Below are 15,092 nucleotides of genomic sequence, written 5' to 3' on the forward strand. Positions count from 1 at the left end.
CTCCGAGGGAGCCGCTGCACCGCTTAGTGCTGCAGAAACGAGAAATTCGGGAGTGGGGGAAGGCCGGGAACCAGGGCCAACAGGTTCGGTGTGGGCTGTCGGCTGGGCATGGGCGCCGGGGGTAGGCCCACCGGAGCGGTCGCCGAGGTTTGCCGGAGCGGAGCCACGGCGGGAACCTGCGGGGTGGGGGCGGTGACTGGCGCCTGCACCACCGGAGCCGTCGCAGGAATCTGCGGAGCCGGAGCCGTCGCAGGAACCTGTGGAGCCGGAGCCGTCGCAGGAACAGGCGGGGTCGGTGCCTGGGCCGGGGCCAGTCCGACCGGCGAGGCTGCGGGGGTCTGGACCGGCGCCGGCGCCGACGCGCCGGGAACCGTCACACGGAAGCCGTTGACGATGGCGTCGGTGGCCGGCGCGTCGGCGACGGCCACGGCACGATCGGTGGTCACCGCGAGCGACACCAGGTACTTGTCGTGCCCCGAGGTGGCGATGACGTGGCGTCGCGATGTGTTCAGCATCATGTCGCCGTCGCGGTATGTGCCTTCGACGATCGACGAGGGGAAGCCGCCGAAATCGGCCATCGAGGCGTTGGTGGGCTGCCAGGCCGGCAGCTTCTGACTGTCGACGTAGCCGTGGCTGATGGCCTCTCGGGGGTCGAAATCGCCGACGAGCTTGTACACCACCACCTGGGCATTCGAGGAGTAGATGCTGCTGCCCTGCCGGTCGGCGATCACCGCGAACGCGTCGGGCACATTGGGGTCGGGCACCTGAGTCCACCGGGCCGGCACCGGCAGGGTGATGTCAAGTGCCTTGAGCCCCTGGGGGTTTTGCGCCTCGAGCTTAACCCCCTTCGACTGCAGGTATTCACGAATCGTCCCCGAGGCGGCCGGAGCCGGGGTGACCGTGGGGGCCACCGGCACGGCGGGCGCGGCCGCCGGCACGGCCGCACCCGGGGCCGTCGGCGATGCGACGGGATTCGGCGCCGGCGGGGTGGCGAGGAACCGGTTGGTGGGCGCCTGCCCGGGTACCACGGCGGCGTTCTGTGGCGCCGGGATGGCGGGAGCGGGCGACGGCGCGGGAAGTAAGGGGTCCGCCGATGCCTGCGCGCCCGTGAAGACCGCCATGCCCATCAGGCCGGCGACCATACCCCCGAGGAGCGCACGGCGGGCGGGGACGATCTCGATCATCAGCCTCGGTCCTTCCAATGGCGCACTGTCAGGTCGTTAGAGGCCGACTGTAACTACAGGTCAAAGGCTGTGGATAGGCTCGAAATAGAGCTGGGATGAACCCCTGATCGGTGCGCAACGGAACCGAGATCATCCTGTGGCCGGCGGTCGGCCCGAGGCGGTCCTTATACCCTGTTCAGGTGACCGAGCCCCCGACCACCGGCGCCGAGAGCAACTCCGGTGCCGTTCAAACGGACCCCGATGCGCCGACGTATCGCTACACCGCGGCGCTGGCGGGCCGTATCGAAAGCACCTGGCAGGAGAATTGGGCGAAGCTCGGGACGTTCAACGTGCCCAACCCGGTCGGTTCGTTGGCTCCGACCGATGGCACTCCGGTCCCCGCGGACAAGTTGTTCGTGCAGGACATGTTTCCCTATCCCTCGGGCGAGGGACTGCACGTCGGCCACCCGCTGGGTTACATCGCCACCGACGTATACGCCCGCTACTTCCGGATGACTGGACATAACGTCCTGCACGCGTTGGGTTTCGACTCGTTCGGGCTGCCCGCCGAGCAATACGCCGTGCAAACCGGCACCCATCCGCGTACGCGGACCGAGGCCAACGTCGTGAACTTCCGGCGTCAACTGGGCCGGCTGGGCCTCGGCCACGACAGCCGGCGCAGCTTCTCGACCACCGATGTCGAGTTCTACAAGTGGACACAGTGGATCTTTCTGCAGATCTACAACGCCTGGTTCGACACTTCGGCCCGTAAGGCCCGCCCGATCGGCGAGCTGATCGCGGAGTTCGACTCCGGTGCCAGGCCGCTCGAGGACGGTCGGGACTGGGGCACGCTGTCGGCAGGGGAGCGGGCCGAGGTGATCGACGGCCATCGACTGGTCTACCGCGCCGACTCGATGGTGAACTGGTGCCCGGGCCTGGGCACGGTGCTGGCCAACGAAGAGGTCACCGCGGACGGCCGCAGCGACCGCGGCAACTTCCCGGTGTTCCGGAAACGGTTGCGGCAGTGGATGATGCGGATCACGGCATACGCCGACCGGCTGCTCGACGACCTGGAGTTGCTGGACTGGCCGGAGCCGGTCAAAACCATGCAGCGCAACTGGATCGGCCGCTCCACCGGCACCCGGGCGCTGTTCTCGGCGAGCAACGCAGGCGGCGAAGCGGTCGACATCGAGGTGTTCACCACCCGGCCGGACACCATGTTCGGCGCGACCTACCTGGTGCTGGCCCCCGAGCACGACCTGGTCGACGGCCTGGTGGCCGCGAGCTGGCCCGAGGGGACCGACGCCCGTTGGACTTACGGCGCCGCGACGCCGGGGGAGGCGGTGGCCGCCTACCGGCAGGTGATCGCGGCGAAGTCGGATCTCGAGCGCCAGGAGAACAGGGAGAAGACGGGCGTCTTCCTGGGCAGCTACGCGACCAACCCCGCCAACGGCAAGCCGGTGCCCATCTTCATCGCCGATTACGTCCTGGCCGGGTACGGCACCGGCGCGATCATGGCGGTTCCCGGCCACGACCAGCGCGACTGGGACTTCGCCCATGAGCTCGGCCTTCCCATCGTGGAAGTCATTGCCGGCGGCGATATTTCGGAGGCCGCTTACCCGGGCGACGGTGTCCTGGTCAACTCCGGTTACCTCGACGGAATGGACGTGCCGGCAGCCAAGGACGCGATCACCGCCCGCCTCGAAGCTGACGGTCGCGGCTGGGCGCGGATCGAATTCAAGTTGCGCGACTGGCTTTTCGCCCGGCAGCGCTACTGGGGCGAGCCGTTCCCGATCGTCTACGACAGCGACGGACGCGCGCACGCTCTCGACGAGGCCGCGCTGCCGGTCGAGCTGCCCGATGTGCCCGACTATTCGCCGGTGCTGTTCGACCCCGACGACGCCGACAGCGAGCCGTCGCCACCACTGGCCAAGGCGACCGAGTGGGTGCACGTCGAACTGGACCTCGGCGATGGGTTGCAGCCCTACACCCGCGACACCAACGTGATGCCGCAATGGGCCGGCAGCTCCTGGTATGAACTGCGCTACACCGATCCTCACAATTCGGAAAGGTTGTGCGCCAAGGAGAATGAGGCTTATTGGATGGGACCGCGGCCGGCCGAGCACGGTCCGCAGGATCCCGGCGGCGTCGACCTGTATGTCGGCGGCGCCGAACACGCGGTGCTCCACCTCCTGTATGCGCGATTCTGGCACAAGGTGTTATACGACCTGGGCCACGTCAGTTCCCGAGAGCCGTACCGCCGCCTGGTCAACCAGGGCTACATTCAGGCTTTCGCCTACACCGACTCGCGCGGCTCGTATGTGCCGGCCGACGAGGTGGTCGAGCGCGCCGGCCGATTCTTCTACCCGGGCCCCGGCGGCGAGATCGAGGTCTTTCAGGAATTCGGCAAAATCGGTAAAAGCCTGAAGAATTCGATTTCACCCGACGAGATCTGCGACGAGTACGGCGCGGACACGCTGCGGGTGTACGAGATGTCGATGGGTCCGCTGGAGGCCTCCCGCCCGTGGGCCACCAAGGACGTCGTCGGGGCGCACCGCTTCTTGCAGCGTGTGTGGCGGCTGGTGGTCGATGAGCAGACCGGCCAGACCCGGGTGCTCGACGTGGCCGGACAACAAGAGCTTGACGCCGACACCCTGCGAGCGCTGCACCGCACCATCGCCGGAGTTTCGGAAGACTATGCCGCACTGCGCAATAACACCGCGGCAGCCAAGCTGATCGAGTACACCAATCACCTCACCAAAGAGCACCGCGACGCCGTTCCCCGGGCGGCGGTCGAGCCGCTGGTGCTGATGTTGGCGCCGCTGGCCCCGCATATGGCCGAGGAGCTATGGCTGCGGCTGGGTCACACCACTTCCCTGGCGCATGGCCCGTTCCCGCAGGCCGACCCGGCCTACCTGGTCGACGACAGTGTCGAGTACCCGGTCCAGGTCAACGGCAAGCTGCGTGGCCGAGTGGTGGTGGCCGCCGACGCCGACCAGGACACCCTGAAGGCCGCGGCTTTGTCGGACGAGAAGGTCCAGGCATTCTTGGCGGGCGCCAGCCCCCGCAAGGTGATTGTGGTTCCCGGCCGGCTGGTCAACCTGGTCGTCTAGGGGACCCGAGTCACCGGCCCGCCGGCCGCAGAACCACCTCGTGGACGTGACCGTCGGGCGGCGTCGCCACCACGTTGGCGACCGCTGCCGCGACGGTTTCCGGCCTGAGGAACTTCGCCGGGTCGTACGTGCCGCCCTCGAATGCAACGAGTTCGCGCTGCATTTCGGTGTCGGTGCGACCGGGGTAGACCGTCGTCACCCGAAGCTGCGGTTCGTCGGCGCGCAGCGAGTCGGCGAAGGCGCGCAACGCGAACTTACTGGCCGAGTAGGAGGCCATGCCAGGCGAAACATTGCGTCCCGAACCGGAGTTGATGAAGACCACTTGGCCACGGGCGCGCCGCAACGCCGGCAGCAAAGTCAGTGTAAGTGCTACCGGCCCAAGCACATTGACGGCGAAGGTGGCGCGCCACTCATCGACGTCGGTCTCCGCGACATGGCCGGGTATCGACACCCCGGCGTTGTGCACCAGCACATCGAGTTCGTCCACGATCTCGCAGGCGGCCTCGATTTCCGCGGTGTCGGTCAGGTCCAGCGGAAACGTCGTCGCGTCCAGCCTCTCGGCAACGGCGTCGAGCCGCTCAGAGGGCCGACCGGCCAGCAAAAGAGTGTGGGTGGGGGCCAGCGCGGTGGCGATCGCGGAACCGATACCGCCGCCGGCACCGGTGATGAGTGCAGTTGGCATGTACGGCAGTCTACGGGCGCCGCCAAACCCATTGAATGGCTGGTACTTTCACGCCTCTTTACGGGCCGGTGATTCACCCGCGGGTCCGGCCGCCGGTTCACCGCAGGCCAGCCGCTCCAGCGGTGCCAACGCCTGCATCAATGTGCCGAGGTCAGACGCGGGGAGCTGACTGAGCATCGCGGCCAGGGAGGCGCGCCGGTTGGCCAGAGACTCGCCATGAACGGCTCGCCCGCGGGGAGTTATGTCGACGAGTACCGCCCGCAGGTCGGATGGGTCGCGCGAGCGCTTCACCAGGCCCAGCTTCTCCAGCCGGCGGATCGCCACCGTGGTGGTGGGGGTTCGCACGCGTTCGTGGGCCGCCAAGTCGGTCATCCGGATCGGCCCTTGGTCCAGCAAGGTGACGAGGATCGACAGTTGCGCGAGCGTCAACTCGCCCGCGGCCGCGCCGCTCGGGTCCCCGCGACGCAGAATCGAAAACAATTTGGACAGCGCGCGGTGCAAACCTTCCGCAAGCTCGGTCACGTCGGCCGCGGTGGATTCGCTATCCGCCATAAAGGGGGAGTCTAACGCTATATCAGGCGCGTACAAGCTAGCTAACCCTACTAATTAGTAGCAATAGGGCCGTCAAAGTACTTGGGACAAGAAACGCTGCAGCCGTTCGGTCTGCGCGGCTTCGAAAATCTCCTCCGGGGCCCCGGATTCCACCACCTTGCCGCGATCCATGAAGACAACGGCGTCGGATGCCGAGCGGGCAAAGCCCATTTCGTGGGTGACGACGATCATCGTCATGCCGTCGGCGCCGAGGTCGGCGATGAGTTGCAGAATCCCTTTCACCGTTTCCGGGTCCAGCGCCGACGTCGCCTCGTCGAAGAACATCACCTGGGGGGCCATGGCCAGCGCGCGGGCGATGGCGACGCGTTGTTGTTGCCCCCCGGACAGCATGCCGGGCCGGGCATCGGCCTTGTGCTTCAGGCCAACTCGCTCCAATTGGTTCAGCGCCAGGTCGCGGGCCTCGTCGGCCGGCAGGTGCCGCAACTTGCGCGGCGCCATCGCAACGTTTTTCAGCACGCTCAGATGGGGGAAGAGGTTGAAATGCTGAAACACCATCCCGATGCGCTGGCGCAACTCGTTGGGATCGTCGCGTAACACCGATCGACCGTCCAGCAGGATGTCGCCGCTGTCGGGTTCGTACAACCGGTTCAAGGTGCGCAGCAGCGTCGACTTGCCCGAGCCGGACGGTCCGATGACGGCGACGGTGGTGCCCGCCGGAGCTTCGAAATCGACGCCACGGAGCACCTTGTTCCCGCCCAGGGTCTGATGAATGTCCTTGGCGGCCAGAGAAACCGACGGACGGCTTGCGGCGCTCACGTGATCTCCTGGCCGAACTTCGTCGCCAGCATGTCGGCATTGTCGTCGAGGTCGGGGGCACCCCGACCGCGCCGCAGGCGCGCGTCGATGTAATTCACCAAATGCGTTAACGGGATGGTCAATATCAGATAGAAGAGCCCGGCCGCCACCAACGGTGAGAGGCTTCCCGTCTGGGCGTTCAAATCCCGGCCCACTTGAAAGAGCTCCCGCTGATCGGCAATCAGGCCAAGGAAGTACACCAGTGCCGAGGCCTTCAACAACCCGATGAACTGATTGACCAGTGCCGGCAACACGCGCCGTATTCCCTGCGGCACCACCACCAGCCGCATCGCGGTCGTATAGCTGAACCCCAGCGCGCGGGAGGCCTCCAATTGGCCGGGGTCCACGCTTTGTATTCCGGAGCGCAGGATTTCGCCGATGTAGGCGGCGGCCATCAACCCCAACGCGGCAATTCCCAAAGGGTAAGGGTTCTTGTTCGTCAGCCCGCCGACCAACGGCCCGACGCCCATTCCGATCAGCAGAATGATCACCACTTCGGGAAGACCGCGGAAGATGTCGGTGTAGACCCGCGCCGGCCAGCGCAGCCAGCGCCGGTGCGAAATGCCCGCCATGGCCAGCACCATCCCCAGCGCCAGACCGATCACGATGGCGCTGTTGGTCAGGATCAACGTGTTCGGCAACCCCGTCGTGAACAGAACGGGGATGGCGCGCCGGTACATCTCCCAGTCGAAGAATGAATCCCGCAACTGGGCGAGCGTCGACTTGGGCGCCGCTGGACCCTGGGGCGAGCGGGCCGCGTGGTGCCCGCTCGCGGCGATCGCGGCGAAATCCGGGAGGTCCGGGGCGGGCGCCGCTTTGGACCCCGGCTTCCAGCCCGGCGGCAGCGTGCGCGGCACCCATTGGCAGTACAGCTTGGACCAGGTGCCGTCGGCGATCACCGCGTCCAGCCCGGAGTTGAGCGCGTCGATCAGCGGCCTGTTCTCCTTGGCGACCGCAAAACCCACGAAATTGCCTGGGCTGAAAGTGTTCGCGACGGTCACGGCGGGGTCGCCCGGCCGAATGACGCTCGAGGCGAGGGTTCCAGGCGCCACCCACGCGTCGATCTGGCGGGTCTTGAGGCTGGCGTACAGGGTGGCAAAGCCCGGATATTTCACCGGTTGCAGATGCAGGGTGTCGACGACGTACGACTCCTCAACGGTGCCCTGAACGACGCCGATGCGCTGACCGGCCGCCAGATCACTGAACTTGCGGATCGATGAGCCGGGGGGGACCACCAGGGAGTAGAAGCCGAAGTCGTAGCCGTTGGTGAACGCGACGGTGCGGCGACGTTGATCGGTGGCTTTCACCGACGCCGATCCGACGTCGAAGCGCCGGGACGCCACTTGGGCGAGCAGCGCGGAGAAGTCGGTGCTGACGAACCGCAGCTGCAGATGCAGCTTGCCGGCGATGGCGCGCAGCAGCAGGTTGTCGAAGCCGCTGAATTCACCGGTGGGATTGATGCAGATGTTGGGCGGGGCGTCCGACAACGTGCCCACCGTCAGCACACCCGGCGTGCCGAGGCCGAGCGCGCCGACGTCCACCGCGCTGAGCGGTTCGACGGAACTTGTCGTGGCCCGGTCTTCCTGAGGCGTGGGCTGACTCTCGGTCAGATCCTTGGGCAGGGCCCTCGCGCTGTCCAGGCCGGCCGGCGCGCATTGATTCCAGTCGGCAGCCGCGGGCGCTGCCGGCCCGCCTAATGCCATGCCGCACACCAGCACCGTTGTCGCGGCGAGTCCGAACAGCCTTGCGCGGCGCTGGGTGCGCCGGTCCACGCGCGCATTCATCCCTGCCACCGTAACGACAGGGCTGCGGCTTCGTCGGGTGAGCGAGGTCTACAGCGCCAGCGACGGCTCGACGGCCACGGCTTCGGCGTCGGCGAGTACCTCGAGCGGCCCGGCCACGACGGGGCTGACGTCGTCCGGTGCGGTGAACACCCTGCGCCGGGAAAGTTCGGCCAGCATGGTCTGCGCCATCAGGTAGGAGCGGCCGACGCACGCGGCCCGAGCGGCCTCGGGGTCGCGCCGGATGATCGCGGACGTCTCCTCTTCGTAGAACGGCAGCATATCTTCGCGGCTGCCTTGATAAATCAGCCAGAATACCCGGGGCACCAGGTTTTGTGAGGCGCGGATCGTCGCATGCAGCCGCGGTCCGGCGTATTCGTCGTTGATGGTGCGCCGGTATTCCGCGGCGATGTCGCAGAAGGCCCGCGAATCCTTGGCGGTGCGCAGCGACCGCATGAAGGCGTCGAGCTGACCCAGGATCCGCGGTGTCGGACTGGTGGCCGCACGCGCGGACGCGATGCCGTTGAGCAGGCCCTCGATTTCGTGGTGCTCGAGGACGGTGGCTTCGTCGAACCGCTCGACGAACGCCCCGCGGTGATAGCGAGTGGAGACAATGCCGTCGTGTTCGAGTTGCACCAGCGCCTCTTGAATGGGGACGCGGCTTACGCCGAGTCCTAACGCGATCTCATTTCGATCGACGCGGTCGCCGGTGCGCAACTTCCCCGTCAGCAAGAGGTGAAGGACGTGCGAAACAACCAGGTCCTTTTCTTTGACCCCGTATTTCTTTGGCATTTCGTCGTTGAGTCTCTTTCAAACCCGGTTCGGCTATCAGCGCGAGAAGTTTCTCACGAGTGGGCTCGTATTTTCCGGTGTTTCACCGATAAATGGTCAGCGACACTCTTAACGACTATCGCGCCACCGGCACAGCGCTTCCGCGGCGTCGAGGTCGTAATCCGGTCCGTCGCACGCCACGGTCAGCAGCGTGACTCCCAGGCCGACCAGCTTCTCGGCATTGTCGACCAGCTGACCGCGGTCCGGCACGGCGGCCGACCGTTCGATGCTCGCCGGGTCTCGGGCGACGTCGGCGCAGTGCCGGGCCAGGACCTCCGCCTTCGCCGGAAACTCGTCGGCGGAGGTGAAGCTGTGCCATAGGTCGGCGTACTGGGCGACCAGTCGCAGCGTCTTGCGCTCACCGCCCCCGCCGATCAGAACCGGGATGTCCCGGGTCGGCGGGGGATTCAGTTTCGCCAGTCGAGCCTTGATCCGGGGGAGCGCGCCCGCGAGGTCGTCGAGGCGGCTGCCCGCGGTGCCGAATTCGTAGCCGTACTCGTCGTAGTCCTTTTGCTTCCAACCCGAGCCGATTCCCAGCGCGAGCCGGCCGTCGGAAATGTGATCGACCGTCCGGGCCATGTCGGCCAGTAGCTCGGGATTGCGGTACGAGTTGCATGTGACCAGCGCGCCGATCTGGATGCGCGAGGTTTGCTCGGCCCACGCCCCGAGCATGGTCCAGCATTCGAAATGCGCGCCGTCGGGATCGCCGTAAAGGGGGAAGAAGTGATCCCAGTTGAAGGCGATGTCGACGCCGATGTCCTCGCAGCGGCGCACGGCGTCCCGGATTTGGCGGTATTGCGGCGCGTGCTGAGGCTGCAGCTGCACGCCGATGCGGACGGGGCGATCAGGGCTCATTAGTTTCTCCTATGTCAAGCCGTGTTGAGCACCCCGCGCAGCAGGTCGATCAAGGCGAGGGGCTGGTCGCTTTGCACGGAATGTCCGGAATTCTCGACGACGTGCGCCGTGCGGAAATGCTTTGTGCGACGGCTGAGTTCGGCCGCATCGTCGTCGCTGACGAAACCTGACTTGCCGCCGCGGATAAGGGTGATGGGCGCGGAGAGCCGGTCCACGTCCTCCCACAGGACGTCGAAGTCGGGGAACTTGCGGATGGCGTCGTAGCGCCACGTCCAGTTGCCGTTGTCCAGCCGGCGCGAGTTGTGAAACACGCCGCGGCGCAGCGCCTTCACTTCGCGGTGTGGCGCCGCGGCGATCGTCAGGTCCAGCATGGCCTGGAAGCTGGGGAATTCGCGTTCCCCGTGCATCAACGCCACCGTGCCCTGCTGTTCCTTCGTCATCTCCGAGTGCCGCTGCAGCGCCGACGGGGTGACGTCGATCAGCACGAGTTCGTTGACGAGTTCGGGCGCCACGGCGGCCAGCCGCAACGCGGTCAGCCCGCCCAGCGACATGCCCACGACGAGATCGGCGCTGGGCGCGTGCTCGCGCAGCGCGGGCAACAGGGCGTCGGCGTTGATCTGCGGCGAGTAGTCGCCGTCCTCGCGCCATGCCGAATGGCCGTGCCCGGGAAGGTCCACGGCCAGTGCGGGCTCGCCGAGGCCGACGATGACGGTGTCCCAGGTGTGCGCGTTCTGCCCGCCGCCGTGCAGGAAAACGATCCGCGGGGGAGCACCACCCCAGCGCAGCGCGCTGATTTTGCCCTCGGCCATGCCCGATTCGACCCGCTGGACATCGGGCAGCGGGCCCTCGACGCCGGCCTGCTCGGCGTTTTCGCGCAACAGCGAGAACTCAGACAGTCCGTCCAGGTCGTCTCCGGAGATTTCGGTCACGGTCTACAGACATTAGAGGACATAACGACGGCGAATGCCGTGGAATCGCTCCCACATCGCGGCGCTGCGTTCGGCGGGGCTCACCATGGCGGTATCCGCCGGGAGGGCGGCGAGCACGTCGTCGTGCTTGACCGCCCGGGTGTTCAGCGCGGCCGGTTCGCCCTCGAGCATGTGCCGGTAGGTCAAGTTGCCGCACCGGAAGCCCTGGGTGTCGAGCCAATTGTGGACGCCCGGATCGCGATGGGCCATGACGAGCCGAACGCGGCCGTCGGCGTCGATCTTCGTGCGGCTCGGCGTATAGCTCACCGGGCGGTACAGGTAGTCCATGCTGTTGAAGAAGACCCCCATGTTGGTCAGCATCCACAGGCCGTCATGGGCATCGAATTCGACGATCAGCGCCGCATCGTCTGGGAGTTCCCAATACATGTTGGCGGCGGCCCGCCCGCGTTTGTTGTCGGCGCCGGTCGCGTCGATGTGCGGGAAAGCGTTCGGGCGCTTGGCGTCCACGCCGCCGTGGGTGAAGGGGAACTCGGGCCAGTCGGCCATCAGGCCGGTGACGAAATCACCGGCCCACCGCATCGCCCCGACCATCTCGGCGGGGGAGGGCAACGGTTTGGGGGAGTCCATGTCGATTCGCTCGATGCGAAGCTGTGCCGGTAGCTCGTCCCAGCGGTCGAACCCCTGGCGGATAAACAGTTTGCGCGACCCGGCTGTGGTGGGCAGCCAGTTCGGCCCGCGCTGCGGCCCGCCGATGTAGAGCTCGAATGCTCCGTCGCCACCGACGTGGAGCTGATGGCCGAGCAGGTTGGCTTCCGGTATGTCCCCGAACGGTTCGTGCAGCACACCCGGGCCGGGTGTGCGGGGTCCCTGGACCGTCACGTTGAAAAACCGGGCGGTGCCCCGGGTGCCGCTGAGCCGGTACGTCGATCGCCCGTCGATCCACGCCTGCTGGTAGGTGAAGTCGGCGCAGTCACCGCCGAGCTTGCGGGTCGGGCCGCAGAAGGTATGCAGCGCCGGGTAGCGGGTGTCGTGGGTTTCGAGCGCGAGATCGAAGGCTTGGCCGAGGTTTTGGGTGAGAAACCGATAGGCATCGACGCGATGCGTCCCGGATGCGGGATTGGCCTGCTTGAAGACCTGCTCACCGGCTTGCTGCAGCCGCGCGCAGAATTCGGTCCAGGCAGATTGCAGCGCCGCGTCGTCAGGACCGTCACCGAAGGCCATGCTCACGCCTCCAGCTTGTCGAGCATTCCGCCGACCACATCGCACGCGCGCCGGGCGGATTCCAGGCGCCCCTCCCGGTCAATGCGGGGCCCGATCAGTTCCAGGTCGAAACCGTGCGGATAACCGCTGCCGAGCGCTTCGGCGACGAACGCTTCGATCGGAATGGTGCCGTCACCGGGAACCGCCCGGCCCGGCAGCGCCCGGTCACCGAGCACGTAGTCACTCAATTGGATGAGAGCCGTGCGCGGCAGCGCCCGTTGCACCATAGCCTCGAAATCGCCCTCGGCCCAGCAGTGGAACACGTCGAGGCACACGCTCAGGTCGCCCATCTCGGCCAGCGTGACGGTGTCCCGCAACGTGTGGGCGAGGTGGATGTCGGCGTACAGGCTGGAAGCGTTCTCGATGGCCAGCGCCACCCCGGCCGTTTTGGCGTGTGCCACGCACGGGGCCACCAGGGCGCAGAACCGTTCGACGGCCTGTGTCCAGCTGAGGTCACCGCGCCCGCCGGTGAGCAAGTACACGGTGCGCGCGCCGACGGCTGCCGCGGCGTCGATCACGGCACACAGCCCGGCGCGGGCGGCCTCTGGGTCGTTGGAGAGCGCGCCGCCGGCAAACAGGTGGTAGACGGCCTCCACGGTGTAGTCGTTGTGCTGCAGGATGATTGGGAATTCCGGGTCGAGCAGTTGGCTGTCCAGGATGCTTAGCCGGGAGACGCCCAGCGCCGCCCAGTGTCCTTGCAGTTCATGGAGCGAGTCGCCGTAGAAGGTGACGCTGTGCACCGATAGGCGTTGGTGGGTTTCGGTCATGTCAATGCCCGGTTCTCGATGGCGACGCCGAATCGCTCTCGGAACGACCGGAATTCCGCGTGCAGCGCGTCGAGGTCTTCGCCGATGTCGATCAGCAGTTGCGTGGAGTAGCGGAATTTGCCGTAGCGATCGCCGCGATTGCCGGTGAGGTAGGCGCGCATCGCCGATTCGGCGTCGTCCGTCAACTCGCGACCGCAGAACGCATAGTAGCGCCGCACGGTGCCGATGTGGTCGGCGATGAAGTCGGCGTAGCGCATGTGCAGGATGCGGGGGTCGTCCACCAAGGGGTTGCTCATCGTGTTGGCGATGCTGGCGCGGGTCATCTCGAGGTGCTTTTTCGCTTCCGCGTGCAGATCGACCGGACCGACGATGCCTTCGGCGATGTCGGCCATCATCATGGTGCGTGACGCGGCGACCTGTACGGGGTCGCGGTGCAGCCATACCATGTGCGCGTCGGGATAGGTGTCGAACAGCTCCTTTAGGCGGAAGCCGTGAAAACCCTTGAGGACCCACTGCTTTTGCTCTCGGCCGTACTGGAGCTGTTGCAGCATGGCTTTGTGCAGCCGATATTGCGCCGCCGCGTCGGTGGCCAGGCCGCCTACCAGCGACTGCATCGGCACGCGCCACCAGGCGGTGGGTGTCATCACCCGGAAGTCGAACGCCCAGGTGCGCTCGTCTTCGGGCAGACCGTCGCCCAGCATGTCGTTGTAGGGGTGGCTGTGCAGCCACTTGGGCAGCTTGGCGTTGATCTCGCGCCAGTCGGCGTCGGCCCGCCGCCGCCGGTCATCCTCGGTACCGGCCAGACCCGGTGGCGGTGACGGATACATCACTTCCCAGAAGCGCAGCGCCCGCGCCTGCGGATCGACGGACATCAGGGCGTGCATGAGCGTTGTGCCCGAACGGGGTTCGCCCGTCACGAACATCGGCTCCTCGATCACCTCGTCGGCGATCGGGTAGCGGTTGCGGTCTTCGATGAATTCCAGCCGCGACGTCAACAGCCAGCGACACACCTCCGCGGCCTGCCGGTTGCCGTCGGCGTCCATGCCGAGGCCGTTCAGGTGATCGACGGCGATGCGGAAGCGTTGCGGCAGTGTCGGATCGCCGTAGTCGCGCAGTCCGGTTTCGGCCTCCGCGGCGGCGAGCAGCTCGGCGGCGTCCAGGGCAATCGTCACGACGGCCGCCCGCACAGCCGCAACAGTTCGTCTTCGGCGGCGCGGACGTTTGCCGCCGAAGCCTCGGCGTAGCTGAGGGCGCCCATGGCGCCGTAGTCCAGGATCTTGGGCACGCGCAGTCCGGCGTCCACGTACGTCTTGATGATCTTGGCAACCTCCGCCGGCGTCCCATGCGGCACGACGGCCAGCACCATCTCGGGCCGCGCTTTGTCGAGGAACGCGACGATTCGCTCGTGGGTGAGCACCGCCGGGTCGATGTCCAGGAATCCACGCCATCGCTCGCCCATGGGGTGCTCAAATCCGAAGCCGCGCAACGTCTCTGCCGAGACCTGCAGCAGGAACGCCTTGACCAGGGGTGCCCGCAGGATCTCCGCGAGGGCGTCGTCGTCCTCGCCGATCAGACACACCTGGATGAAGCACGGAGTGATCGCCAGCGGATCGCGACCGGCGCGGTCCGCGGATGCCCTTACCGCGGAGAGCATTTCGGCATATTGCTCCGGCGTCCATGCGCCGGCCGGCCACCACCCGTCGGCGTGCCGGCCGGCGATGTCCAGCATGCGCGGGCCGCTGGCGCCGATCCAGATCTGCGGTGCCCGGCCGGCGTAGGGTTCGGTGTCCAGCCGAGCGTGGCGTAGCGAGTAGAACTGGCCGTCGAAATCGACCGGGCCGTCGCTCTCCCAGAGCAGGCGGATCACCGTCAGCGCCTCCTCGAAACGGCTGACCGGTCTCGCGAAGTCGAACCCGTAGGGCACGGTGTTTTCGCTTTCGCCGCTGCCCAGGCCGAGGATGAACCGTCCCTTGGCGAGATGGTCGATGGTCAGCGCCGTCTGGGCCAGCATGCTGGGGTGGCGGCGCACGGTGTCGACCACGGCGGTGACGAGCGGAACGTTCTCGGTCAGGACGGCGGCCGCGGCGGCCACCGCCAGGCCGTCGAGGTGACGGTGCGGCGACGGGGACGCGGTGGCGAGATCGGTGAACTCGGGCGTCCAAATCGAGTCCGGCCAGAAGCTGACCATGTGGTCGGGCAGCCAGATCGAGTGGTACCGGCCGCTGTCCAGTTCTTCGAGCCGCGACAGGTCCAGGGGAAGTGTCGTGCGCAGGAAAGCGGCGGGCTGAACGGTCATCGAGAGAT

General features: G+C 66.9%; 13 protein-coding genes. 1 reads left to right on the plus strand and 12 read right to left on the minus strand.

The window, feature by feature from the left end; all coding sequences use genetic code 11:
* Positions 1-23: 23 nt before the first annotated feature.
* Positions 24-1,184: an LpqN/LpqT family lipoprotein gene (locus A5678_RS02725; RefSeq protein ID WP_068038014.1), complete on the minus strand. Its 1,161-nt coding sequence runs from the start codon at positions 1,182-1,184 to the stop codon at positions 24-26.
* A gap of 179 nt (positions 1,185-1,363) precedes the next feature.
* On the opposite strand from A5678_RS02725, the gene leuS reads away from it, so the two are divergent.
* Positions 1,364-4,276, plus strand: coding sequence for a leucine--tRNA ligase (leuS, locus tag A5678_RS02730; RefSeq protein WP_068038244.1), 2,913 nt, complete (start codon positions 1,364-1,366; stop codon positions 4,274-4,276).
* 10 nt (positions 4,277-4,286) lie between these two features.
* On the opposite strand, the gene A5678_RS02735 is transcribed toward leuS, so the two are convergent.
* The 11 genes from A5678_RS02735 to A5678_RS02785 all read right to left on the minus strand — a co-directional run bounded on the left by A5678_RS02735 (position 4,287) and on the right by A5678_RS02785 (position 15,084).
* Positions 4,287-4,958 carry an SDR family oxidoreductase gene (locus A5678_RS02735; protein ID WP_068038018.1) on the minus strand — a complete coding sequence of 224 codons (672 nt, stop codon included), beginning with the start codon at positions 4,956-4,958 and terminating at the stop codon, positions 4,287-4,289.
* Between the two features lie 48 nt (positions 4,959-5,006).
* Positions 5,007-5,510, minus strand: coding sequence for a MarR family winged helix-turn-helix transcriptional regulator (locus tag A5678_RS02740; RefSeq protein ID WP_068038020.1), 504 nt, complete (start codon positions 5,508-5,510; stop codon positions 5,007-5,009).
* Positions 5,511-5,582: 72 nt separating this feature from the next.
* Positions 5,583-6,326: an amino acid ABC transporter ATP-binding protein gene (locus A5678_RS02745; protein ID WP_068038024.1), complete on the minus strand. Its 744-nt coding sequence runs from the start codon at positions 6,324-6,326 to the stop codon at positions 5,583-5,585.
* A complete protein-coding gene (locus A5678_RS02750) occupies positions 6,323-8,149 on the minus strand; it encodes an ABC transporter substrate-binding protein/permease (protein WP_068038026.1) in 1,827 nt (608 codons plus the stop codon). The genes A5678_RS02745 and A5678_RS02750 overlap by 4 nt, the downstream gene beginning before the upstream one ends.
* Positions 8,150-8,197: 48 nt before the next feature.
* Positions 8,198-8,938: a GntR family transcriptional regulator gene (locus A5678_RS02755; RefSeq protein ID WP_068038029.1), complete on the minus strand. Its 741-nt coding sequence runs from the start codon at positions 8,936-8,938 to the stop codon at positions 8,198-8,200.
* 108 nt (positions 8,939-9,046) lie between these two features.
* Positions 9,047-9,832 carry an LLM class F420-dependent oxidoreductase gene (locus tag A5678_RS02760; protein ID WP_068038030.1) on the minus strand — a complete coding sequence of 262 codons (786 nt, stop codon included), beginning with the start codon at positions 9,830-9,832 and terminating at the stop codon, positions 9,047-9,049.
* A gap of 14 nt (positions 9,833-9,846) precedes the next feature.
* Entirely contained in the window at positions 9,847-10,761 is a 915-nt protein-coding gene (locus A5678_RS02765; protein ID WP_068038033.1) for an alpha/beta fold hydrolase, read from the minus strand.
* Between the two features lie 12 nt (positions 10,762-10,773).
* Entirely contained in the window at positions 10,774-11,982 is a 1,209-nt protein-coding gene (locus A5678_RS02770; protein ID WP_068038036.1) for a DUF1214 domain-containing protein, read from the minus strand.
* A 2-nt stretch (positions 11,983-11,984) separates the two neighbouring features.
* Positions 11,985-12,788, minus strand: a complete 804-nt coding sequence (locus tag A5678_RS02775) for a sugar phosphate isomerase/epimerase (protein WP_068038039.1) — start codon at positions 12,786-12,788, stop codon at positions 11,985-11,987.
* Positions 12,785-13,960, minus strand: a complete 1,176-nt coding sequence (locus tag A5678_RS02780; protein WP_068038246.1) for a sulfotransferase — start codon at positions 13,958-13,960, stop codon at positions 12,785-12,787. The genes A5678_RS02775 and A5678_RS02780 overlap by 4 nt, the downstream gene beginning before the upstream one ends.
* Positions 13,957-15,084, minus strand: coding sequence for an LLM class flavin-dependent oxidoreductase (locus A5678_RS02785; RefSeq protein ID WP_068038042.1), 1,128 nt, complete (start codon positions 15,082-15,084; stop codon positions 13,957-13,959). Before A5678_RS02785 ends, A5678_RS02780 begins: the two co-directional genes overlap by 4 nt.
* Between the last annotated feature and the right edge of the window lie 8 nt (positions 15,085-15,092).

The sequence above is a fragment of the Mycobacterium sp. E2733 genome, from assembly GCF_001667585.1.
GTDB lineage: Bacteria > Actinomycetota > Actinomycetes > Mycobacteriales > Mycobacteriaceae > Mycobacterium.

Bases quoted from the DNA above. Each gene is read 5' to 3' on its own strand.
- A5678_RS02725 (WP_068038014.1), bottom strand. From the start codon at position 1,184: ATGATCGAGATCGTCCCCGCCCGCCGTGCGCTCCTCGGGGGTATGGTC.
- A5678_RS02785 (WP_068038042.1), bottom strand. From the start codon at position 15,084: ATGACCGTTCAGCCCGCCGCTTTCCTGCGCACGACACTTCCCCTGGAC.
- A5678_RS02740 (WP_068038020.1), bottom strand. From the start codon at position 5,510: ATGGCGGATAGCGAATCCACCGCGGCCGACGTGACCGAGCTTGCGGAA.
- A5678_RS02770 (WP_068038036.1), bottom strand. From the start codon at position 11,982: ATGGCCTTCGGTGACGGTCCTGACGACGCGGCGCTGCAATCTGCCTGG.
- A5678_RS02760 (WP_068038030.1), bottom strand. From the start codon at position 9,832: ATGAGCCCTGATCGCCCCGTCCGCATCGGCGTGCAGCTGCAGCCTCAG.
- A5678_RS02735 (WP_068038018.1), bottom strand. From the start codon at position 4,958: ATGCCAACTGCACTCATCACCGGTGCCGGCGGCGGTATCGGTTCCGCG.
- A5678_RS02755 (WP_068038029.1), bottom strand. From the start codon at position 8,938: ATGCCAAAGAAATACGGGGTCAAAGAAAAGGACCTGGTTGTTTCGCAC.
- A5678_RS02750 (WP_068038026.1), bottom strand. From the start codon at position 8,149: ATGAATGCGCGCGTGGACCGGCGCACCCAGCGCCGCGCAAGGCTGTTC.
- A5678_RS02775 (WP_068038039.1), bottom strand. From the start codon at position 12,788: ATGACCGAAACCCACCAACGCCTATCGGTGCACAGCGTCACCTTCTAC.